The organism is Streptomyces sp. CA-251247, from assembly GCF_050952975.1.
GTDB classification, from domain to species: Bacteria; Actinomycetota; Actinomycetes; order Streptomycetales; family Streptomycetaceae; genus Streptomyces; species Streptomyces achmelvichensis.
Window position 1 is genome coordinate 3,002,792 of the sequence record NZ_CP191861.1, and the last position, 22,064, is coordinate 3,024,855.

Below are 22,064 nucleotides of genomic sequence, written 5' to 3' on the forward strand. Positions count from 1 at the left end.
GTCCCCGCATCCAGAAGGACATTGCATGCGCTCGCACCTGCTCAACGACGCGACAGCCGAGAGCTACCGGCTCTCGGTCACCGAAGGAGTCGACCGGGTTGCGAACCGACTGGCAAGAACCCGGCAACCGTTCAGCGGAGTCACACCCGACGAACTCGCCCCGGTGATCTCGGCCGTCGACCTCGACCAGCCGCTCGGCGACACCTCCGCCGCCCTGGACGAGCTCGAGCAGGTCTACCTGCGGGACGCGGTGTACTTCCACCACCCCCGCTACCTCGGACACCTCAACTGCCCGGTCGTCATCCCGGCCGTCCTCGGCGAGGCCGTGCTCTCTGCCGTCAACTCCTCGCTGGACACCTGGGACCAGAGCGCGGGCGGCACCCTGATCGAGCGTCGCCTCATCGACTGGACCGCCCAGCGCATAGGCCTCGGTGAGGCCGCCGACGGCGTCTTCACCAGCGGTGGCACCCAGTCCAACCTCCAGGCACTGCTGCTCGCCCGCCAGGAGGCCAAGACCACGGACCTCGATCGGCTGCGCATCTTCTCCTCCGAGTGCAGCCACTTCAGCGTGCAGAAGTCCGCGACGCTCCTCGGGCTCGGCCCCGAGGCCGTCGTCTCGGTCCCCGTCGACCGCGACAAGCGCATGCAGACGTTCTTCCTCGCCGCCGAACTGGAGCGCTGCGCCCGCGAGGGACTCGTCCCCATGGCCATCGTCGCCACCGCCGGCACCACCGACTTCGGCTCCATCGACCCGCTGCCCGAAATCGCCGAGCTGGCCCAGCAGTACAGCACCTGGATGCATGTGGACGCGGCGTACGGCTGCGGCCTGCTGGCCTCCCCCACCCGGCGCCACCTTCTGGACGGCATCGAGCGCGCCGACTCCGTCACCGTCGACTACCACAAGTCCTTCTTCCAGCCCGTGAGTTCGTCCGCGGTGCTGGTCCGGGACGCGGCCACGCTCAGCCACGCCACGTACCACGCGGACTACCTCAACCCCCGGCGCACCGTCGAGGAGAGGATCCCGAACCAGGTCGACAAGTCCCTCCAGACCACGCGCCGCTTCGACGCGCTCAAGCTGTGGATGACCCTGCGCGTGATGGGTGCCGACGGAGTGGGCTCGCTCTTCGATGAGGTCTGCGACCTCGCCGCGACCGGCTGGGAGATCCTCGCCGCCGACCCGCGCTACGACGTCGTCGTCCAGCCGCAGCTCTCGACCCTGGTCTACCGCTACATCCCCGAGGCCGTCACCAGCCCGACCGAGATCGACCGCGCCAACCTCTACGCCCGCAAGGCGCTGTTCGCCTCCGGCGAGGCCGTGGTCGCGGGCACCAAGGTCAACGGCCGCCAGTACCTCAAGTTCACCCTGCTCAACCCCGAGACGACGGCCGACGACATCGTCGCCGTACTCGACCTGATCGCCGGCCACGCCGAGCAGTACCTGGGAGAAAACCTTGTCCGTGTCTCATGAGCCCCGTGAGCCCCACGACTTCATCGGCATCGGGCTCGGGCCCTTCAATCTCGGCCTCGCCTGCCTGACCGAGCCGATCGACGAGTTGAACGGCCTGTTCCTGGAGTCCAAGCCGGACTTCGAGTGGCACTCGGGCATGTTCCTCGAAGGCGCCCACCTCCAGACGCCGTTCATGTCGGACCTGGTGACCCTCGCGGACCCGACCTCCCCCTACTCCTTCCTGAACTACCTGAAGGACAGGGGACGGCTGTACTCGTTCTACATCCGCGAGAACTTCTATCCGCTGCGCACCGAGTACAACGACTACTGCCGCTGGGCCGCCGGCCGGCTGAGCAGCATCCGCTTCAGCACCACCGTGACCCGGGTGGAGCACGAGGACGGGCTGTACGTCGTCCACACCGACGCCGGCGAGCGGCTGTACACCCGCCGCATCGTGCTGGGCACCGGCACCCCGCCGTACATCCCCGAGCCCTGCCAGGGCCTGGACGGCGACCTGCTGCACAACTCGCGCTACCTGGACCACAAGGAAGCGCTCCAGCGCAAGGAGTCGATCACGCTGGTCGGCAGCGGCCAGAGCGCCGCGGAGATCTACTACGACCTGCTCTCCGAGATCGACGTGCACGGCTACCGGCTCAACTGGGTCACGCGCTCCCCGCGGTTCTTCCCGCTGGAGTACACCAAGCTGACGCTGGAGATGACCTCCCCGGAGTACATCGACTACTTCCACGCGCTGCCCGAGGCCACCCGCTACCGCCTGGAGTCCCAGCAGAAGGGGCTGTTCAAGGGCATCGACGGAGAGCTGATCGACGCGATCTTCGACCTGCTCTACCAGAAGAACCTGGCGGGCCCGGTCCCGACGCGACTGCTGACCAACTCGGCCCTGCACCGGGCCTCCTACGAGAACGGTGTCTACACCCTGGGGCTGCGCCAGGAGGAGCAGGGCAAGGACTACGACCTGCACACCGAGGGCCTGGTCCTGGCCACCGGCTACCAGTACGTCCAGCCCGCGTTCCTCGGCCCGGTCTCCGACCGCATCCGCAGGGACGGGCAGGGCCGCTTCGACGTGGCCCGCAACTACTCGGTCGACACCACCGGCCGCGAGATCTTCCTCCAGAACGCGGCTGTGCACACGCACTCGATCACCTCGCCCGACCTGGGCATGGGCGCGTACCGCAACGCCTACATCATCGGCGAGATGCTCGGGTCCGAGTACTACCCCGTCGAAAAGTCCATCGCGTTCCAGGAGTTCTCCGTATGACGTTCACCGTCCGCCCGCTCGATCCTTTCGCCGACGCCGAACTGGTGCACGGCTGGGTGACCCACCCCAAGGCCGCCTACTGGATGATGCAGGACGCCAGACTCCAGGACGTCGAGCGCGAGTACATGGCGATAGCCGCCCATGAGCACCACGACGCCTTCATCGGGCTCAGCGACGGCGAGCCCGTGTTCCTGATGGAGCGCTACGACCCCCGGTACGTGGAGCTCCAGGGCCTGTACGAGGCCGAGCCGGGCGATGTCGGCATGCACTTCCTGGTCGCGCCGACCGACACCCCGGTGCACGGCTTCACCCGCTCCGTGATCACCGCGGTGATGGAGACGCTGTTCGCGGACCCGGCGACCCGGCGCGTGGTCGTCGAACCGGACGTGCGCAACACGGCCGTGCACGCGCTCAACGAAGCCGTCGGTTTCGTACCCGTACGAGAGATCAAGAAGCCGGAGAAGGACGCGCTGCTGAGTTTCTGCACGCGCGACCAGTTCATGGCTGCACGAGGAGTGACGGTATGACCCTGTCCGACGCCGTGGCACATCTGACGCCCGAACTGTGGGAAGAGGCGAACCGGCAGCTCGTCCGCAAGGCGCTCGCGGAGTTCTCGCACGAGCGGCTGCTGACGCCCGAGGCGCTCGACGGCGGGGCCGAGGGCGCGGGCGAGAGCCGCTACCGGGTCCTGAGCGACGACTCCGCGACCGAGTACCGCTTCGCCGCGGGCCGGTTCGCCCTCGACCACTGGCAGGTCCGCGCCGACTCGATCACCCGGCACCGTGACGGGGCCGAACAGCCGCTGGACGCGCTGGAGTTCTTCATCGAGCTGCGCACCTCGCTGGGGCTCAGCGACGAGATCCTCCCGGTGTACCTGGAGGAGATCTCCTCCACGCTCTCCGGGACGGCGTACAAGCTCGCCAAGAAGCCGATGACCTCCGCCGAACTGGCGGGCGCCGGGTTCCAGGCGATCGAGACGGGCATGACCGAGGGCCACCCCTGCTTCGTGGCCAACAACGGCCGGCTCGGCTTCGGTGTGCACGAGTACCTCTCGTACGCCCCGGAGACCGCGAGCGAGGTCCAGCTGGTCTGGCTGGCGGCCCGCCGCGACCACGCCACCTTCACGGCCGGCGCCGGGCTCGACTACGAGACCCTGGTGCGCGACGAGCTCGGTGAGGCCCAGCTCGCCCGCTTCGCCGCGCGGCTGGACTCCCTCGGCCTCGACATGGCCGACTACCTCCTGCTGCCCGTGCACCCGTGGCAGTGGTGGAACAAGCTCTCCGTCACCTTCGCCGCCGAGATCGCCCAGCAGCGGCTGGTGTGCCTCGGCAACGGCGACGACGCGTATCTGGCCCAGCAGTCGATCCGCACGTTCTTCAACGTGACCTCGCCGGCCAAGCACTATGTGAAGACCTCGCTCTCCGTGCTCAACATGGGCTTCATGCGCGGCCTTTCGGCGGCGTACATGGAGGCGACCCCGGCGATCAACGACTGGCTCGCCCACCTCGTCGACAGCGACGACGTCCTCAAGGCGGCACGCTTCTCGATCATCAGGGAGCGGGCGGCGATCGGGTACCACCACCGCCAGTACGAGCGGGCGACGAACCGGTACTCCCCGTACCGCAAGATGCTCGCCGCCCTGTGGCGCGAGAGCCCGGTGCCGATGCTGCGGGACGGCGAGCGGGTGGCCACCATGGCCTCCCTGCTCCATGTCGACCGCGACGGCGCGAGCTTCGCGGGCGCGCTGATGGACGAGTCGGGCCTGGCGCCGGCGGAGTGGCTGCGCGGCTATCTGCACGCGTACCTCACACCCGTGCTGCACAGCTTCTACGCCTACGACCTGGTCTACATGCCGCACGGCGAGAACGTCATCCTCGTCCTCGACGAGAACGGCACCGTCCAGCGTGCGGTCTTCAAGGACATCGCCGAGGAGATCGCGGTGATGGACCCGGACGCGGTGCTGCCGCCGGCGGTCGAGCGCATCCGCGCGGACGTCCCGGACGACATGAAGCTGCTCTCCATCTTCACGGACGTCTTCGACTGCTTCCTGCGCTTCCTGGCACCTGCGCTGGTGTCGGAGGGGCGGCTGGACGAGGAGACGTTCTGGCGGGCGGTCGCGGACTGCGTGCGCGCCTACCAGGAGTCGGTGCCGCACCTCGCGGACAAGTTCCGCGAGTACGACATGTTCACGGACGCGTTCGCGCTCTCCTGCCTCAACCGCCTCCAGCTGCGGAACAACAAGGAGATGGTCGACCTGGCCGACCCGGCGGGGGCGCTCCAGCTGATCGGCACCCTGGAGAACCCGATCGCGCGGTTCTCCCACTGAACCGGGTGGGCGCCCGCGTGGGGGTCCCCCGGCCGAAGGCTGGGGGAGGTCCCTCGCGGGCGCCCATCCTTTGTCCTCGGCCGCTCCCGGCCGGGTGTTCCGTGCGGTCCTAGCCGGCCGGCCAAGGCACCTGCGGCGAGCGGTAGTAGTCGATCCCGAGAGCGGTGAACCTCGGCCCCTGCGCCGCGAGGCGCACCTTGTACGTCTCCCAGTCGTGCGTGGACGCCGGTGACCAGCCGAGTTCGGCGACGCCGGGCAGCCGCGGGAACGCCATGTACTCGAGTTGGTCGCTGGTGGACAGCGTCTCCGTCCACAGCGGCGCCTCGACGCCGAGCAGCGCCTGTTGCGGCACTCCGTCCAGGTACGTCGCCGGGTCCCAGTCGTAGGAGCGCCGGACCTCCACGAGTCCCGCCCAGGCGAGGCCCAGCGGCGTGTCCTTGGTGTACTTCATGTCGAGGTAGACCCGGTCCGCGGGCGACAGGATCAGCCGGGTGCCGTTCTTCGCCGCGTCCGCGACCTGCTTGCGCTCGGCGGCTCCCGTCGCGTCGTAGCCCCAGTACTGCGCGACGGCCCCGGCGACCGGCTTCGCCCCGGTCAGCTGGTGCCAGCCGACCACGGTCTTGCCGTACTTCCCCACCACCGCCTGGGCCTTGTCCATGAACGTCACATAGTCCGCGTGGCTCGTGGAGTGCGCCTCGTCGCCGCCGATGTGGAGGTAGCGGCCGGGGGTGAGCGCGGCCAGCTCGCGCACCACGTCGTCCACGAAGTCGTACGTCACCGCCTTCGGCGCGCACAGCGAGCTGAAGCCGACGGCCGTGCCGGTGTAGAGCGGGGGCGCGACTCCGTTGCAGTTGAGCTCGGCGTACGAGGCGAGTGCGGAGTTCGTGTGCCCGGGCATGTCGATCTCGGGGACGACCTCCAGGTGACGGGAGGCGGCGTACGCGACGATCTCGCGGTACTGCGCCTTCGTGTAGTACCCGCCCGGCCCGCCGCCGACCTGGGTGGATCCGCCGTAGGTGGCGAGGCGGGGCCAGGAGTCGACGGCGATGCGCCAGCCCTGGTCGTCCGAGAGGTGCAGATGCAGCTTGTTGATCTTGTAGAGCGCCATCCGGTCGATGTAGAGCTTGACCTGGTCGACGGTGAAGAAGTGCCGGGCGACGTCGAGCATCGCGCCCCGGTAGGCGAACCGCGGGGTGTCGGTGACGGTGCCGCCGGCGACCTGCCAGGGGCCGCGCTGCCGGGTGTCCTTCTCCACGGCGGCCGGCAGGAGCTGACGCAGCGTCTGGACGGCGTGGAAGAGTCCCGCGGGCTTGCGGGCGGTCAGGGTGATCCCGCCGCGCGCGGACTCCAGCCGGTAGCCCTCCTCGCCGAGCGACCGCTCCGAGGCCCGCAGCCGCAGCCGGATGCCGCCGGGGAGGTCGTCGCGGGTGACGGGCAGGGCGTAGCCGGTGGACGGCCGCAGCAGCCCGGCGAGGTAGTCCCCGATCCGGCGCGCGTCACGGGAGCCGTCGACACGGATGCGGGTGAGGGGGGTGAGCGTGTACGGCGACCCCGCGGACCGCACCGACGCGGGCGCGGGGACGATCTGGCCGAGCGGACGGGCGTCGGGCGCATGGCCGGCGGGGGCCGGTGCGGGACGGGCGCCGATGCAGCCGAGGCCGGCCGCGCCGACGAGGAGCAGTGCACCGAACAGACGGGGTAGCGTTCCGGGCAGTCTCACGGGCTGGATCCCTTCTCCGGGCGTCTCAACTGTGGTGCCGCACCTCAACTGCACCGAGGTGTAGACCACTTACTACCCGTCGAGGCGGTGACTCCACCCCGCACAGCCCCGGCCGGATGGAACAATCCGCATATGAGCATGGCGGAAATCATCCAGAAGGACGGCACCTGGACCTTCGACGGGGACACGGTGCGGATCGTGCCCGGCTCCGACAAGAGTGTGAGCCTGCTGCGCAAGACCCTCGGAGAGATCGCCGTACCGCTCGAGGCGCTCGCCGGGATCTCCTTCGAACCGGGCAAGAAGTCCGGCCGGCTGCGGCTGCGGCTGCGGGACGGGGCGGACCCGCTGCTCCAGATCACCGGCGGCAAGCTGGACGACGGCTCCGACCCCTACCGGCTGACCGTGGAGAGCGACCGCGGCGGCGTCGCCGAGTACTTCGTGGACGAGGTGCGCAACGCACTGCTGCTGGACCAGGTCGCCACCGGACCGGTGCAGCGCTATCTGCTGGCCGGCCCCGGGCTGCCGATCACCGTCGGCGCGGGCGACGGCACCGCCACTTTCGACGGCGAGGCGGTCCGCCTCGCCTGGAACTGGAAGACGGAGGAGTCGAAGTCCTCCGGCGGCACCCGGACCATCCCGCTGGACGACGTCGAGTCGGTGGAGTGGCTGCCGTCCGCCGGCCTGGAGAACGGCTACCTCCGTTTCTCCGTGGCGAAGGCGCCGACCAAGGCCCCGCCGAAGTACGACCCGCACGCCGTCGAGCTGTGGGGCTTTCGCAAGGATCCGCTGATGGCCCTGGTCGCCGCGGCCGTGGTGGCCCGGCTGCCGCACCCCTACGTCCCCGTCCCCGTCCCCACCCGTCCGGCACTCGTGGGGGCCGTCCCCGCTCCCGGCGGTGACGATCATGACGCGCTGCTGAGGCGACTGCGCGAGCTGGCCGATCTGCATCAGGCCGGAATACTGACGGATGACGAGTTCACGACCGCCAAACAGGCCGTTCTGAAGCGTTTGTAACTCGCCTCTGCCCGGAATCGGGCAGGATTCTTGCAATAACGGGGAGCGACCCCCCAATATCTACGGGTGCTCGAACCTCGCCAGCCCGGCCGTCTGTCCCACGACGACCTCATCGACCACCTGGTGCGCAGCACCGCGCTCCAGCGCGGTGAGGCGGCCCGGGTGATCCTCGACGTGCTGGCGTACTTCGACGAGAAGACGGAGGAGTTCGTCCGCCGCCGCCACCGTGAGCTGCAGTCGGGTGGCATGGCGAACACGGAGATCTTCGAGCGGATCGCGACCGAGCTGCCGCACCGCGCCGTGGCGCCGCCGGAGCTCTCGCTCCGCCAGCTGCGCCGGATCGTCTATGGCTGACCGCCGGGCACACGGATCTATGGAGGGGCAAGAAGTCTATGTGCGGAATTGTCGGATACATCGGCAAGCGTGATGTGGCACCGCTGCTGCTGGAAGGCCTGCAGCGACTGGAGTACCGGGGTTACGACTCCGCGGGCATCGTGATCACGAGCCCCAAGGCGACCGGTCTGAAGATGGTCAAGGCCAAGGGCCGGGTCCGCGATCTGGAGGCCCGCGTCCCCAAGCGCTTCGCCGGCACCACCGGCATCGCCCACACCCGCTGGGCGACCCACGGCGCCCCCAGCGACATCAACTCGCACCCGCACCTGGACCCCGAGAACAAGGTCGCGGTCGTCCACAACGGCATCGTCGACAACGCCGCCGAGCTGCGCGCGAAGCTGGAGGCGGACGGCGTCGTCTTCGCCTCCGAGACCGACACCGAGGTGCTCACCCACCTGATCGCCCGCTCCCAGGCCGAGACGCTGGAGGAGAAGGTCCGCGAGGCGCTCAAGGTCGTCGAGGGCACGTACGGCATCGCCGTCATGCACGCCGACTTCAACGACCGCATCGTGGTCGCCCGCAACGGCTCCCCGGTCGTCCTCGGCATCGGCGAGAAGGAGATGTTCGTCGCCTCGGACGTCGCCGCGCTGATCTCCCACACCCGCCAGATCGTCACCCTCGACGACGGCGAGATGGCCACGCTCAAGGCCGACGACTTCCGCACCTACACGACCTCGGGCACCCGCACCACCGCCACCCCCGAGACCGTCGAGTGGGAGGCCGCCTCGTACGACATGGGCGGCCACGACACGTACATGCACAAGGAGATCTCGGAGCAGTCCGACGCGGTGGACCGTGTCCTGCGGGGCCGCATCGACGAGAAGTTCTCCACCGTGCACCTCGGCGGCCTGAACCTGGACGCCCGCGAGGCCCGCGGCATCCGCCGTGTGAAGATCCTCGGCTGCGGCACCTCGTACCACGCGGGCATGATCGGCGCCTCGCTGATCGAGGGCCTGGCCCGGATCCCCGCGGACGCCGAGCCGGCCTCCGAGTTCCGCTACCGCAACCCGGTCGTGGACCCCGACACCCTCTACATCGCCGTCTCCCAGTCCGGTGAGACGTACGACGTGCTGGCGGCCGTGCAGGAGCTCAAGCGCAAGGGCGCCCGCGTCCTCGGCGTGGTCAACGTGGTGGGCTCCGCGATCGCCCGCGAGGCCGACGGCGGCGTGTACGTGCACGCGGGCCCCGAGGTCTGCGTCGTCTCCACCAAGTGCTTCACCAACACCGTGGTCGCCTTCGGGCTGCTCGCCCTGCACCTGGGCCGCATCCGTGACCTGTCCGTCTCCGAGGGCAAGCGGATCATCGAGGGCCTGCGCAGGCTGCCCGAGCAGATCAGCGAGATCCTGGAGGGCGAGGCGGAGATCAAGAAGCTCGCCGAGGAGTACGCGGGCGCCCAGTCGATGATGTTCATCGGCCGGGTGCGCGGCTACCCGGTGGCGCTCGAGGCCTCGCTGAAGCTCAAGGAGATCTCCTACATCCACGCCGAGGCCTACCCGGCCTCCGAGCTCAAGCACGGCCCGCTGGCGCTCATCGAGCCCGCGCTGCCGACGGTCGCGATCGTCCCGGACGACGAGCTGCTGGAGAAGAACCGCGCGGCCCTGGAGGAGATCAAGGCCCGCAGCGGCAGGATCCTCGCCGTGGCGCACCGCGAGCAGGAGAAGGCCGACCACACGATCATCGTGCCGAAGAACGAGAACGAGCTGGACCCGATCCTGATGGGTATCCCGCTCCAGCTGTTCGCGTACCACACGGCGTTGGCCATGGGCCGGGACATCGACAAGCCGCGCAACCTGGCGAAGTCCGTCACGGTCGAGTAGTCAGGACCGGCCCACCCGGCTCCGTCCGGCTCCGTCCGGCCCCGGACACAGGCGGTCCCCCCGTGCAGTCACTGCGCGGGGGGACCGCTCTTTCGTCAGCCGGCGCTGCCCTGACGCCGGCCTGCGCGGCCTCAGCCGGTGGCCGTCACTCCCCGGCCGGCAGCGCGCCTGGAGAAGGCCGGCCACTTGGCGAGCGCGGCCGTCGCGCCGTACCAGGCCGCGAGGCCCGCCACCGCGCCGACCCAGCCGCCCGCCTTGGCGAGCCCTCCGTTCTCGGCGAACGACGCGATGCCGAGCAGCAGCAGCGTGACCGTGAGCAGTCCGTAGACACCCTGGACGAAGAGTCCGCTGCCCGCGGACGCGACGGTGAGGGTCAGCGCCAGCAGCGCCCACAGCAGCAGGAACAGGCCCGCCGCCTCCGCCGACACCTCGGTGCCGACGCCGGTGCCCCAGGTGAACCAGAAGGCGCCGAGCCCGGCGAACGCCGTGCCGGTACCGGCACTGCCCGCGCGGAATTCCAGCAGTCCGGCGATGAAGAGGGCGACGCCGCCCACCCAGGTCGCGACGGCCGAGGCGTCGGCCGCCGTCACGTTGTCGATCACGCCGGTGTGGCCGACGCCGAAGGCCAACAGGGTCAGTCCGAGGGCGAGATGACCGAGAGTCGAGGTCGAGGTCGAGGAGGTGGCAGTGCTTCCCGCGGGAACGACGTTGTCCACGGCGGGCTCCCTTCGTGTCCATGTGCAGTTGTGCTGCTACCCAGCGATCGAGAGATACCCTTCACAAGCGCACAATCCACCTCTACGCACGGGTAGTTTCCGTACAGGCAGGGCGAATTGACCTGGCGTCAGCGACAAGAGGAAGGCGCGGGGCGGGCGTTACGGGATGACGATGACGGGGCGCTGCGCCCGCCGCGCGAGCCGTCCGGCCACCGAACCGAAGATGCGGCCGACGATCCCGTGGGTGGAACCGACGACGATGGCGTCGGCCGAGTACTCCCGGCCGACCTCCTCCAGTTCATGACAGATGTCGCCACCGCGCTCGACGAGGATCCACGGGACCTCGGTGAGGTAGTCGGCGCAGGCCAGTTCCAGACCGAGGACCTCGGTGCGGTGATCGGGGACGTCCACGAAGACCGGGGGCTCGCAGCCGGCCCAGACGGTGGTCGGCAGCCGGTTCGCCACATGGACGATGATCAGCCCGGAGCCCGAGCGCCGGGCCATGCCGATCGCATAGGCGAGCGCGCGCTCACTGGAGGTCGATCCGTCGAAGCCGACGACGACTCCGTGCCGGAAGGCCGGATCGCAGGCATGGCGTGACTGTTCCGCCGCTTGCAGATCCGACGAGGGGTCGGCTACCTGCTTGCGGTCCGCGGGTTCGGGGATTTCGTGACCGGCCATCGGTGTCTCGGCGAAGAAGGTCCTCATCGGGAGGGAACGACATGGCGACGGAGCTGTGTCCGGGAATCATCTTCCCTGGCCCATACCCCCAAGGGTACGGCGACACTCCTCTCCTGCCCAGGCCCTGCCGCCCCAATCGGGCGTTCCAGGGAGCATGCCCGAGGCCGCCCCGTATGGCAATGCCGCTTGGCGTCTACAGCCGTCTCGACGGGCCTGCGCGGCCGGGCGGAGGAACCGGGCCCGATACCGGGCTCCGAGGGCCGGATCCGGGGTGGGACCCGCCGCTCGGCCGGCGGCCCGGGCACCGGGTGCCGCAGTGACCGGAATGGTTCGTTCCTCGTTGGCACCGCGGTCACCCCGCAGCCTCGAGGGAGCTTCCGTGTCCGCACGCCCGTCCACCCCGTCCGCCCGCGCTCCGCACCCCTCGTCCGAGTCGGCGAGCGACGTGGTCCGCTGGGCCGCGTTCAGCTGCTTCCTCGTCCCCGTCGTTCTCGTCGTCTACGGAACGTCCGTCGGCGGGGCCGCCGCGGCCGCCCTCGGCCTCGCCGCCGTCACCGCGGCCTGCCGGATCCTTCTGCGGCACTCCGAGCGCAACGCGGCCCGGGCCCGCGCCGAGAGCCCGGTGCCGGCCCCCTCGCGACGCGGGCGGCCGACCGCGGGGGCGCACCGGGGTGCTCGTCACAGCGGAGGTTGTGCGCCCGAAGACTGACCCGTTCGTACGCTCACACCCGTATGATTTCAGCCAACTTCACGTCAGTGGCCCCTCCTTGGGGAAATGGCCTGCCAACCCCCTTGCCACCAGGCAAGAAAGGACCATTCGCGGCGCTTGCACCCTACGGGGACGGGCCATGCGCGTGAGGCGCACTTCCCTGGGCGGCCGTCGAGTGGAACGCTTCGTGATCGAATGCTTCGCGCCAAGTTGCCATGTCGACATAGCGGGGCATGCCGAACTTGTCACGTCGGCGCCACGGGACACAGTAGATTCGATCATGAGTATCGAAGGCTCGGGACTCGTGCAAAACCGAGGGGAAACGTGCAGGAGCGAAAGGCCCGAAAAGAACGGGGAGACGCGAACACCGAGGGGGGCTTAGCGTCATGAGTCAGGACTCCGCCGCGCCGGAGGCAGCACGAAAGCTCTCCGGGCGCCGGCGCCGGGAGGTCGTCGCGGTACTGCTGTTCAGCGGCGGCCCCATCTTTGAGAGTTCCATCCCGCTCTCGGTGTTCGGAATTGACCGTCAGGACGCCGGAGTTCCTCGCTATCGACTGCTCGTCTGCGCAGGCGAGGAAGGCCCGCTGCGGACCACCGGCGGGCTCGAACTGACCGCGCCGTACGGCTTGGAAGCCATCGGCAGAGCAGGAACCGTCGTCGTACCGGCCTGGCGGTCGATCACCTCACCGCCACCGCCGGAAGCGCTCGACGCGCTGCGCCGCGCGCATGAGGAGGGAGCCCGCATCGTCGGACTGTGCACCGGTGCGTTCGTGCTGGCCGCGGCCGGTCTGCTCGACGGCCGTCCGGCGACCACGCACTGGATGTACGCGCCGACGCTGGCGAAACGGTATCCGTCCGTCCATGTGGATCCGCGCGAGCTCTTCGTCGACGACGGCGATGTGCTCACCTCCGCGGGCACGGCGGCCGGAATCGATCTCTGCCTCCACATCGTGCGCACCGACCACGGCACCGAGGCGGCCGGAGCACTGGCCCGCCGGCTGGTGGTGCCACCACGGCGCAGCGGCGGGCAGGAACGCTATCTGGACAGGTCTTTACCTGAGGAAATCGGGTCGGACCCGCTGGCCGAGGTCGTCTCGTGGGCGCTGGAGCATCTCCATGAGCAGTTCGACGTGGAGACACTGGCGGCCCGGGCGTACATGAGCAGGCGCACGTTCGACCGGCGATTCCGTTCACTGACCGGCAGTGCGCCGCTGCAGTGGCTGATCACCCAGCGGGTGCTCCAGGCGCAGCGGCTGCTGGAGACGTCCGACTACTCGGTCGACGAGGTGGCGGGCCGCTGCGGCTTCCGCTCCCCCGTCGCACTGCGCGGCCACTTCCGGCGGCAGCTGGGTTCGTCCCCGGCCGCGTACCGGGCCGCCTACCGGGTGCGCCGGCCGCAGAGCGAGCCCTCGCCACCGCCGTCGATGGTGGAGTCGGTCGTTCCTGCCCAGGCCAGGCGTGCGGCAGCGGCGACGGGGCACTCCGGTCCCAGCGCCACCTCGCCCGCGCCGCCGGAACTGGGCAAGCCCCCGTCGGAGGCGTACGCGGGTGGCCACGGCCGCCCGAGCCTGCCCGGCCAGCGGAGCGCGCCATAAGGTAGGACGCATGAACGATCGCATGGTGTGGATCGACTGCGAGATGACCGGGCTCTCGTTGACGGACGACGCACTCATCGAGGTGGCCGCACTGGTCACCGACTCGGAACTGAACGTGCTCGGCGACGGAGTGGACATCGTGATCCGCCCGCCGGACGCTGCGCTGGAGACGATGCCCGAGGTGGTGCGCCAGATGCACACCGCCTCGGGTCTCCTCGACGAGCTCGCGGGCGGCACCACGCTCGCAGACGCCGAGGAGCAGGTCCTGGCGTACGTCCGGGGGCATGTGAAGGAGCCCGGCAAGGCTCCCCTGTGCGGCAACTCGGTCGGCACGGACCGCGGCTTCCTGCTGCGCGACATGCCGACGGTGGAGAAGTACCTGCACTACCGGATCGTCGATGTGTCCTCGGTCAAGGAGCTGGCGCGCCGCTGGTACCCGAGGGCGTACTTCAACAGTCCGGAGAAGAACGGCAACCACCGGGCACTGGCCGACATCCGCGAATCCATCGCGGAGCTGCGCTACTACCGGGAGGCGGTCTTCGTGCCGCAGCCCGGACCGGACTCCGACACGGCGAAGACAATCGCCGCGAAGTACGTCCTGCCTGTGGAGTAGAAGGGATGGCGAGCCCCGGGTGAGCGCCCTCACACGGCGCAACAACCCGGGCGCGAGCACCCTGCCGGACCCTGTACACTTTTTCTCGGCCGGTCGGAAAGACCGGTCGTGGTGGGTATAGCTCAGATGGTAGAGCACCTGGTTGTGGTCCAGGATGTCGCGGGTTCGAGTCCCGTTACTCACCCTTGTCGATCAAGGCCCCGGTCCTCGGACCGGGGCCTTGATCGTTTCCGGGCGTCCACCGCCGGGCCCCGGCGGCCCCCGGACCGCGCCTACGACGAGTCGCGCACGATCAGCTCCGTGGGGAGCACGACCTGCGGACACTGCCCCGTCCGGCCGGTGATCTCCTGGAGCAGCAGCTCGGCCATCGTGCGGCCCATCTCCTCGATCGGCTGGCGCACGCTGGTCAGCGGCGGGTCCATGTGGCGGGCCACCGCCGAGTCGTCGAAGCCCACCAGCGCCACGTCGTCCGGAACCCGGCGGCCGGCTTCCCGCAGCACCTGACGGGCACCCGCCGCCATCACGTCGGAGGCCGCGAAGACCGCGTCCAGGTCGGGGCAGCGCCGCAGCAGCTCCGCCATGGCGCGGCGGCCGCCCTCCTCGGTGAAGTCGGCCGGTGCCGTCAGCCCCGGGTCCGGCGCCAGACCGGCCGCCTCCAGCGCCGCGCGGTAGCCCGCCTGGCGGCACTGGGCTCCGTACACGTCCAGACGCCCGGTGATCGTCGCGATCCGGCGGCGGCCGCGGCCGGCCAGATGGGTCACGGCGGTGTGGGCGCCCCCGAAGTTGTCGGAGTCCACCGCGACCAGCGTCTCGTCGGCCGACCGGCGGCCGCTGATCACGGCCGGCATGGAGAGCTGCTCCAGCATGTCGGGGATCGGGTCGTCGGCGTGCACGGAGACCAGCAGGACGCCGTCGACCCGGTGGGCGGCCAGATACTGCGCGAGACGGCGGCGCTCGCGGTCTCCGGCGGCGAGCGTCAGCAGAAGCTGCATCTCGGTCTCGGCCAGCGCCGCCCCCACCCCGCGCACCATGTCGGAGAAGTACGGCTCGGCGAAGAAGCGGGCCTCGGGTTCCGGGACGACCAGGGCGATGGAGTCGGTGCGATTGGCGGCCAGGGCGCGGGCCGCGCGGTTGGGCACATAGCCCAGCTCGGCGACGGCCGCCTCGACGGCGGCCCGGGTGGTCTCGCTGACCCGGGGCGAGCCGTTGATCACCCGGGAGACCGTGCCCCGTCCCACTCCGGCGCGAGCCGCGACCTCTTCGAGCGTGGGCCGGCCGGTGCCCCGCCCGCCGTTCCGCGTACGGATCATCCGAGACACCATGTCCGCCTCCCCAGGGCTGCCTGGTCCGAAAACATAACGGGTCGGGTGTCTTGACACCCCCTCAGGGAGCCGCGACCCTTCAACACATCACGCATGGGAGCGCTCCCACCGTACCGGACTCATACACAACCCGCACCTTCCCCGCCCGGGCCGCTCGGCATCAACGGGACTGCTACGCAGGTCGGTTGGCCGGCGGGTCGGCGCGTCAGGGCACAAGGAGGACGCAATGCGCAGGGCAGTCATCCTCGCGGTCGTCGCCGCGCTCGGGGCCGGTCTGTTGGCCGGCTGTGCCGAGGACAGCGACGATCCCGCCGGCAGCTCGTCCGACGACGGCGGTGGGGGCAAGGGCAGGACGACACTGACGGTCGGGGTCTTCGGGGCCTTCGGTCTCAAGGAGGCCGGGCTCTACGACGAGTACATGAAGCTCAACAAGAACATCGTCATCAAGCAGACCTCGATCGAGCGCAACGAGAACTACTACCCGCAGTTGCTCACCCACCTCGGCAGCGGCAGCGGACTGGCCGACATTCAGGCGGTCGAGGTCAACAACATCGCCGAGATCACCGCGACGCAGTCCGGCAAGCTGGTCGACCTGGGCAAGGCGGCGGGCGTACAGAAGGACGCCTTCCTGCCCTGGAAGTGGGAGCAGGCGACCAAGGACGGCAAGACGATCGCCCTCGGCACCGACATAGGCCCGCAGGGCATCTGTTACCGCAAGGACCTCTTCGCCAAGGCCGGACTGCCCAGCGACCGTGAGGCGGTCGGCAAGCTGTGGGCGGGCGACTGGAACAAGTACCTGGCCGCGGGCAAGCAGTTCAAGGCCAAGGCACCCAAGGGCACGTCCTTCGTCGACTCCGCCTCCGGGGTGATGGCGGCGATCACCGGCAGCAACGAGAACCGCTTCTACGACAAGGACGGCAAGATCGTCTACAAGACGAACCCGGCCGTGAAGGAGGCCTGGGACATCGCGGCGGAGTTCGCCTCCGCCGGACTGACCGGCAAACTCCAGCAGTTCACCCCCGCCTGGGACCAGGGCTACGCCAACGGCACCTTCGCGACCGTGTCCTGCCCGGCCTGGATGCTCGGCTACATCCAGGACAAGGCGGGAGCCGCGGGCAAGGACAAGTGGGACGTGGCCGCGGCTCCCAAGCCCAGCAACTGGGGCGGCTCCTTCCTCACCGTCCCCTCGGCCGGCAAGAACACCGAGGAGGCCGCCAAGCTCGCGGCCTGGCTGACCGCACCGGCGCAGCAGGCGAAGCTGTTCGCCAAGCGCGGCAGCTTCCCCAGCGCCCAGGCCGCGTACTCCCTGCCGGAGGTCGCGGGCGCCAAGCACGCCTACTTCGGCAACGCGCCCATCGGGCAGATCTTCTCCAAGGCCGCGGAGGGTGTGCCGGTCCAGATCCTGGGGCCGAAGGACCTGATCATCGCGCAGAACCTGGCCGACATCGGAATGCTCCAGGTCGACCAGAAGGGCCGTTCCTCGCAAGCGGGCTGGGACGCGGCCGTCAAGGCGATCGACAACGCGCTGGATCAGTGACCGGTATGGCAAGTGACGCACCGGCCGCCGCGCCCTCCCTGGGGGAGGAGGGCGCGGCCCTGCGCCCGCCCGAGAAGGCGGGGCACGACGAGCGACGGCGGGCGCGGCGCAGCCGCCGCTACCGGCAGGACGTGCGCTGGAGCCCGTACGCCTTCGTCGCGCCGTTCTTCCTCTTCTTCCTGGCCTTCGGGCTCTTCCCGCTCCTCTACACCGGCTGGGCGTCGCTGCACCGGGTGGAGCTGACGGCGCCCACCGACATGGAGTGGGTGGGGCTGCGGAACTTCTCGCGGCTGCTGGAGGACGAGTTCTTCTGGAACGCGCTCAAGAACACCGTCACGATCGGGCTGATCTCCACGGTGCCGCAGCTGCTGATCGCGCTCGGCATCGCGCATCTCCTCAACTACCGGCTGCGCGGCTCGATGTTCTTCCGGGTGGCGGTGCTGACGCCGTACGCGACCTCGGTCGCCGCGGCCACCCTCGTCTTCGTGCTGCTCTTCGGGCGCGACTACGGAATGATCAACTGGGCGCTGGGGATGGTGGGTTTCGACCACATCGACTGGCAGAACGGCCGGTGGACCTCGCAGCTCGCCGTGTCCACCATCGTGATCTGGCGCTGGACCGGGTACAACGCGCTGATCTATCTGGCCGCGATGCAGGCCATCCCGAACGACCTGTACGAGTCGGCGGCCCTGGACGGGGCCTCGCGCCGGCAGCAGTTCCTCCATGTCACGGTCCCCTCGCTGCGGCCGACCATCCTGTTCACCTGTGTGGTCTCGACGATCGGCGCGACGCAGCTGTTCGGCGAGCCGCTTCTGTTCAACGGCGGTGCGGGCGCGACCGGCGGCGCCGACCACCAGTTCCAGACCCTCGGCCTGTATCTGTACGAGCAGGGCTGGGTGAACCTGCATCTGGGCCGGGCCTCGGCGATCGCCTGGGCGATGTTCCTGATCCTGTTGGTGATCGGCGCGGTGAACTGGCTGCTCGCCCGGCGTCTGAGCAAGAGCGCGTAGGGGGACGGCCATGACGAAACCACTGAGCGCCAAGCGTGCCGGACGCCAGTTCCACGGCGGCCGGATCACCCACGCCGTCCTGATCGTCTTCACCGTCGGCTCGCTGTTCCCACTGGTGTGGACGGCGGTGGCGGCCTCCAGGAACAACTCCCGTCTCGCGCAGACTCCCCCGCCCTTCTGGTTCGGCGGCAATCTCTTCAAGAACCTGGAGATCGCCTGGACCGACGCCAACATGGGTGCGGCTCTGCTCAACACCACCATCGTCGCGGGCTCGGTCGCCGCGGGGACCGTGCTCTTCTCCACCCTCGCCGGCTTCGCCTTCGCCAAACTGCGCTTCCGGTTCAAGAACCTCCTGCTGCTGCTGGTGATCGGCACGATGATGGTGCCGCCGCAGCTCAGCGTCGTACCGCTGTACATGCTCATCGCCGAACTGTCCTGGACCGACCAGCTGCAGTCCGTCATCCTGCCCACGCTGGTGAGCGCCTTCGGGGTGTTCTTCATGCGCCAGTACCTCGTCGAGGCGCTGCCCGCCGAGCTGATCGAGGCGGCCCGGGTGGACGGTGCGAACAGCTGGCGCGTGGTGTGGCACATCGTCTTCCCCGCGGCACGGCCGGCCATGGCGGTGCTGGGGATGCTGACCTTCGTGATGGCCTGGAACGACTTCTTCTGGCCGATCATCGCGCTGACCCAGAACGGCAGTCCGACCGTGCAGGTCGCGCTCACCGGGCTCGGCCGCGGCTACATCCCCGACCAGTCGGTGATCATGGCGGGCGCGCTGCTGGGCACGCTGCCGCTGCTCATCGCCTTCGTCGTCTTCGGCAGGCACATCGTCGGCGGCATCATGCAGGGCGCCGTCAAGGGCTGAAGCCGGGGCCGGGCCCCGCCGCTCCCCTCTGCCGTCCTCCCGTTCCTACATCCATGTTGGGAGCTCATCCATGTCCGTCAGCTTTCCGCCCGGATTCCTGTGGGGCACCGCGACCGCCGCGTACCAGATCGAGGGCGCCGTGCGTGTGGGCGGCCGTACGGCGTCGATCTGGGACACCTTCAGTCACACCCCGGGCCGGACCGAGAACGGGGACACCGGCGACATCGCCACCGACCACTTCCACCGCCGCGCCGAGGACGTACGGCTGATGGCGGACCTGGGTGTCGGCGCCTACCGTTTCTCGGTGTCCTGGCCGCGTGTGCAGCCCACCGGCCGCGGCCCCGCCGTCCAGCAGGGCCTCGACTTCTACCGCGGTCTGGTCGACGATCTGCTCGACCACGGCATCCGTCCGGTGCTCACGCTCTACCACTGGGACCTTCCCCAGGAGCTGGAGTCGGCGGGCGGCTGGCCGGAGCGGGAGACGGCGTACCGGTTCGCCGAGTACGCCGGCATCGTGGCCGGCGCACTCGGCGACCGGGTGGACCTGTGGACCACCCTCAACGAGCCCTGGTGCAGCGCCTTTTTGGGCTACGGCTCCGGTGTGCACGCCCCCGGCCGCACCGATCCGGTGGCAGCCCTGCGGGCCGCGCACCATCTCAACCTGGGCCACGGCCTCGCCGTCCAGGCGCTGCGCGCCTCCCTGCCCGCCGACGCGCAGCTCTCCATCAGCCTCAATCCGAGCGTCGTCCGGCCGCTGAGCCAGAGCCCCGGGGACCTGGACGCGGCGCGCCGCATCGATGCGCTGGCGAACCGGGTGTTCGCCGATCCGCTGCTCCGGGGCTCCTACCCGGAGGACCTCTTCGCGGACACGGCACCGCTCACCGACTGGTCCTTCGTCCACGACGGCGACACGACGGCGATCCGGCAGCCGCTGGACTGGCTGGGGCTGAACTACTACGCCCCGGCGCTGGTGTCGGCCGCCGACGGTGGCACCGCCGAGCGCAACGACGGCCACGGAGCGAGCGAGCACTCCCCCTGGCCGGGCGCCGACGCCGTCACCTTCCACCAACCGCCCGGCGAACGCACCGAGATGGGCTGGTCGATCGACCCCACAGGGCTGTACGACCTGCTGATGACCTATACGCACAAGGCGTCGGGCGTGCCGCTGATGATCACCGAGAACGGGGCCGCCTGCGACGACAAGCCGGCCGCCGACGGCACGGTCCACGACCCCGAGCGCATCGCCTATCTGCACGGCCATCTCGCGGCGGTCCACCGGGCGATCGCCGACGGAGCCGATGTGCGCGGCTACTTCCTCTGGTCCCTGCTGGACAACTTCGAGTGGTCCTACGGGTACAGCAAGCGCTTCGGGGCGGTGTACGTCGACTACGAGACCCAGGTCCGTACGCCCAAGTCGAGCGCGCGCTGGTACGCGGAGGTGGCGCGGACGGGGGCGCTGCCGGACACGGCCCAGGGTCCGGCGGAATCCGCACACCGTCCGGGGGTTGTCCCCACCCCCGAGTGACCTGCGGGCGCCATGTCCCCGGCCGGGCCGTCCGGCCGAGGATGGGCCGTAGAGATCAACGGCCCACGGGGAAGGCACGACATGCGGTTCGGAACGGGTTCGGGAGCACGGCGCAGGACCGTGGTGGCAGCCGCGTTGCTGGCTGTCACGGCGGCTACGGCTCTGCCGCTCACGCAGGCCGAGGCATCGGCGGGCGGGGCAGCAAGCGGGATCTGGCAGGTCGACGGGTACGGTGCCGTCCTCTCCCTGGACGGCGGCCGGCTCCAGGAGTACCAGGTCACCTCTGTCAGCTGTATCAAGGGCGCCTCGGCGGCGCGGACCGGTGGCCGGCACGGCACCGCGCGGTATCTGAGCCCGGGCGGCGACGTGCTCACCGTGCGGCCCCAGGGGCGGCCCGGGCGGGCATGGCTGCACATCGACGGCTCGCCCGGCGACCGCGGACTGCGGCGCATCGGCGCGCTGCCCGCCGCCTGCCGGACGGCGCCGCCGACCGGACCGGTCGCCGTCTTCGACGTCCTGTGGCAGAGCTTCGAGGAGAACTACCCCTTCTTCGCCGCCAAGGGGATCGACTGGGACGCCGTACGCGAGCGCTACCGTCCCCGGGTCCACGCGGGGACGACGGACTCCGAACTCTTCGCCCTCTTCCGCGAGATGCTCACTCCGCTGCATGACGCCCATGTCGGTCTGGCCGAGGGTGACAACCGCTGGGGCAGTGTCCGTCCGGGCACGGTCATGCCCGGCGAGGACCTGGACGCCAAGGTCATCTCGCATGTCGAGGAGCACGATCTCGGGGGCGCGAAGCTGCGCATGTTCGCCGGCGGCAGGATCGGCTACGCAGAACTCCCGGGGAACCGCGGATACTTGAGGATCTCGGGCTTCGCCGGCTACAGCGAGACGAACGACTTCGCCGCCAACAGCGCGGCACTGGACCGGACGCTCGACGCCGTTCTCACCCCCGCGCACACGGCACGGCTGCGCGGGCTGGTCATCGATCTGCGGATCAACGGCGGCGGCTCCGACGCCCTCGGGCTCCAGCTCGCCGGGAGGCTGACCGACCGGCCGTACTACGCCTATGCCAAGCGGGCGCGCAACGACCCCGCCGACCCGGCGAGGTTCACCCGTCCGCAGCCGCAGTTCGTCCAGCCGGCAGGAGCGCCCCGCTACACGGGCCCTGTCGCGGTACTGACCGGCGGGTCGACGATCAGCGCCGGTGAGACGTTCACCCAGGCGCTGATGGGCCGCCCGGGCGCGACGGTCCGGATCGGGCAGCACACCCAGGGCGTGTTCTCCGACGTACTGCCGCGCACGCTCCCGAACGGTATGACCGTCCTGCTGCCCAACGAGGAGTTCCTGACCCGTACCGGCCGGACCTTCGACGGCACCGGCATCCCGCCGCATCTGACCGAACCGGTCTTCACCGACGAGGAGTTCGCGCTGGGACGCGACTCGGCGTTCGACCGGGCCGTCGCCGTCCTCGGCCGCCGGGACTGACCCT

The 22,064-nt window shown here is 69.9% G+C and carries 19 protein-coding genes and 1 tRNA gene; 16 read left to right on the top strand and 4 right to left on the bottom strand.

Going from position 1 to position 22,064, the window contains the following annotated elements; genetic code table 11:
* Positions 1 to 25: 25 nt before the first annotated feature.
* The 4 genes from ACQPWZ_RS13090 to ACQPWZ_RS13105 are packed head-to-tail and all read left to right on the top strand — an operon-like array spanning position 26 to position 5,052.
* A complete protein-coding gene (locus ACQPWZ_RS13090) occupies positions 26 to 1,468 on the top strand; it encodes a pyridoxal phosphate-dependent decarboxylase family protein (RefSeq protein WP_433571408.1) in 1,443 nt (480 codons plus the stop codon).
* A complete protein-coding gene (locus ACQPWZ_RS13095) occupies positions 1,452 to 2,726 on the top strand; it encodes a lysine N(6)-hydroxylase/L-ornithine N(5)-oxygenase family protein (RefSeq protein WP_433571409.1) in 1,275 nt (424 codons plus the stop codon). Before ACQPWZ_RS13090 ends, ACQPWZ_RS13095 begins: the two co-directional genes overlap by 17 nt.
* Positions 2,723 to 3,253 carry a GNAT family N-acetyltransferase gene (locus ACQPWZ_RS13100; RefSeq protein WP_356701984.1) on the top strand — a complete coding sequence of 177 codons (531 nt, stop codon included), beginning with the start codon at positions 2,723 to 2,725 and terminating at the stop codon, positions 3,251 to 3,253. Before ACQPWZ_RS13095 ends, ACQPWZ_RS13100 begins: the two co-directional genes overlap by 4 nt.
* On the top strand, positions 3,250 to 5,052 hold the full coding sequence (locus ACQPWZ_RS13105) for an IucA/IucC family protein (protein WP_356701987.1): 1,803 nt from the start codon (positions 3,250 to 3,252) through the stop codon (positions 5,050 to 5,052). Before ACQPWZ_RS13100 ends, ACQPWZ_RS13105 begins: the two co-directional genes overlap by 4 nt.
* A gap of 109 nt (positions 5,053 to 5,161) precedes the next feature.
* Here the strand turns inward: ACQPWZ_RS13105 and ACQPWZ_RS13110 are convergent, their stop codons facing one another.
* Entirely contained in the window at positions 5,162 to 6,772 is a 1,611-nt protein-coding gene (locus ACQPWZ_RS13110) for a beta-N-acetylhexosaminidase (protein ID WP_433571410.1), read from the bottom strand.
* Between the two features lie 138 nt (positions 6,773 to 6,910).
* On the opposite strand from ACQPWZ_RS13110, the gene ACQPWZ_RS13115 reads away from it, so the two are divergent.
* The 3 genes from ACQPWZ_RS13115 (at position 6,911) to glmS (ending at position 9,996) form a co-directional block, all read left to right on the top strand.
* Positions 6,911 to 7,786 carry a DUF4429 domain-containing protein gene (locus ACQPWZ_RS13115; protein ID WP_433573811.1) on the top strand — a complete coding sequence of 292 codons (876 nt, stop codon included), beginning with the start codon at positions 6,911 to 6,913 and terminating at the stop codon, positions 7,784 to 7,786.
* Between the two features lie 66 nt (positions 7,787 to 7,852).
* Positions 7,853 to 8,140: a hypothetical protein gene (locus tag ACQPWZ_RS13120; RefSeq protein WP_433571411.1), complete on the top strand. Its 288-nt coding sequence runs from the start codon at positions 7,853 to 7,855 to the stop codon at positions 8,138 to 8,140.
* A 38-nt stretch (positions 8,141 to 8,178) separates the two neighbouring features.
* A complete protein-coding gene (gene glmS / locus ACQPWZ_RS13125) occupies positions 8,179 to 9,996 on the top strand; it encodes a glutamine--fructose-6-phosphate transaminase (isomerizing) (RefSeq protein WP_327683994.1) in 1,818 nt (605 codons plus the stop codon).
* 131 nt (positions 9,997 to 10,127) lie between these two features.
* Here the strand turns inward: glmS and ACQPWZ_RS13130 are convergent, their stop codons facing one another.
* Both ACQPWZ_RS13130 and ACQPWZ_RS13135 read right to left on the bottom strand, forming a co-directional pair.
* A complete protein-coding gene (locus ACQPWZ_RS13130; RefSeq protein ID WP_433571412.1) occupies positions 10,128 to 10,712 on the bottom strand; it encodes an acetate uptake transporter in 585 nt (194 codons plus the stop codon).
* Between the two features lie 159 nt (positions 10,713 to 10,871).
* Entirely contained in the window at positions 10,872 to 11,393 is a 522-nt protein-coding gene (locus ACQPWZ_RS13135; RefSeq protein WP_313949001.1) for a universal stress protein, read from the bottom strand.
* 379 nt (positions 11,394 to 11,772) lie between these two features.
* Between ACQPWZ_RS13135 and ACQPWZ_RS13140 the strand changes: the two genes are divergently transcribed.
* The 4 genes from ACQPWZ_RS13140 (at position 11,773) to ACQPWZ_RS13155 (ending at position 14,494) form a co-directional block, all read left to right on the top strand.
* Positions 11,773 to 12,102 (top strand): hypothetical protein, encoded by a 330-nt coding sequence (locus ACQPWZ_RS13140; RefSeq protein ID WP_433571413.1) that lies wholly within the window; start codon positions 11,773 to 11,775, stop codon positions 12,100 to 12,102.
* A 386-nt stretch (positions 12,103 to 12,488) separates the two neighbouring features.
* Positions 12,489 to 13,697 carry a GlxA family transcriptional regulator gene (locus ACQPWZ_RS13145; RefSeq protein ID WP_313946192.1) on the top strand — a complete coding sequence of 403 codons (1,209 nt, stop codon included), beginning with the start codon at positions 12,489 to 12,491 and terminating at the stop codon, positions 13,695 to 13,697.
* A 10-nt stretch (positions 13,698 to 13,707) separates the two neighbouring features.
* Positions 13,708 to 14,310, top strand: coding sequence for an oligoribonuclease (gene orn / locus ACQPWZ_RS13150; protein ID WP_340473226.1), 603 nt, complete (start codon positions 13,708 to 13,710; stop codon positions 14,308 to 14,310).
* 111 nt (positions 14,311 to 14,421) lie between these two features.
* A tRNA-His gene (locus ACQPWZ_RS13155) sits at positions 14,422 to 14,494 on the top strand.
* An 88-nt stretch (positions 14,495 to 14,582) separates the two neighbouring features.
* Here ACQPWZ_RS13155 and ACQPWZ_RS13160 read toward each other — a convergent pair.
* Positions 14,583 to 15,620 (bottom strand): LacI family DNA-binding transcriptional regulator, encoded by a 1,038-nt coding sequence (locus tag ACQPWZ_RS13160; protein WP_433571414.1) that lies wholly within the window; start codon positions 15,618 to 15,620, stop codon positions 14,583 to 14,585.
* Positions 15,621 to 15,858: 238 nt separating this feature from the next.
* On the opposite strand from ACQPWZ_RS13160, the gene ACQPWZ_RS13165 reads away from it, so the two are divergent.
* From ACQPWZ_RS13165 to ACQPWZ_RS13185, 5 genes are all read left to right on the top strand, one after another.
* Positions 15,859 to 17,169 carry an ABC transporter substrate-binding protein gene (locus ACQPWZ_RS13165; RefSeq protein WP_313946189.1) on the top strand — a complete coding sequence of 437 codons (1,311 nt, stop codon included), beginning with the start codon at positions 15,859 to 15,861 and terminating at the stop codon, positions 17,167 to 17,169.
* Positions 17,170 to 17,174: 5 nt separating this feature from the next.
* Positions 17,175 to 18,179, top strand: coding sequence for a carbohydrate ABC transporter permease (locus ACQPWZ_RS13170; protein ID WP_340473228.1), 1,005 nt, complete (start codon positions 17,175 to 17,177; stop codon positions 18,177 to 18,179).
* A 10-nt stretch (positions 18,180 to 18,189) separates the two neighbouring features.
* Positions 18,190 to 19,044 (top strand): carbohydrate ABC transporter permease, encoded by an 855-nt coding sequence (locus ACQPWZ_RS13175; RefSeq protein ID WP_433571415.1) that lies wholly within the window; start codon positions 18,190 to 18,192, stop codon positions 19,042 to 19,044.
* Between the two features lie 70 nt (positions 19,045 to 19,114).
* On the top strand, positions 19,115 to 20,569 hold the full coding sequence (locus ACQPWZ_RS13180; protein ID WP_433571416.1) for a GH1 family beta-glucosidase: 1,455 nt from the start codon (positions 19,115 to 19,117) through the stop codon (positions 20,567 to 20,569).
* A gap of 81 nt (positions 20,570 to 20,650) precedes the next feature.
* Positions 20,651 to 22,060 (top strand): S41 family peptidase, encoded by a 1,410-nt coding sequence (locus tag ACQPWZ_RS13185; protein ID WP_433571417.1) that lies wholly within the window; start codon positions 20,651 to 20,653, stop codon positions 22,058 to 22,060.
* Positions 22,061 to 22,064 lie beyond the last annotated feature (4 nt).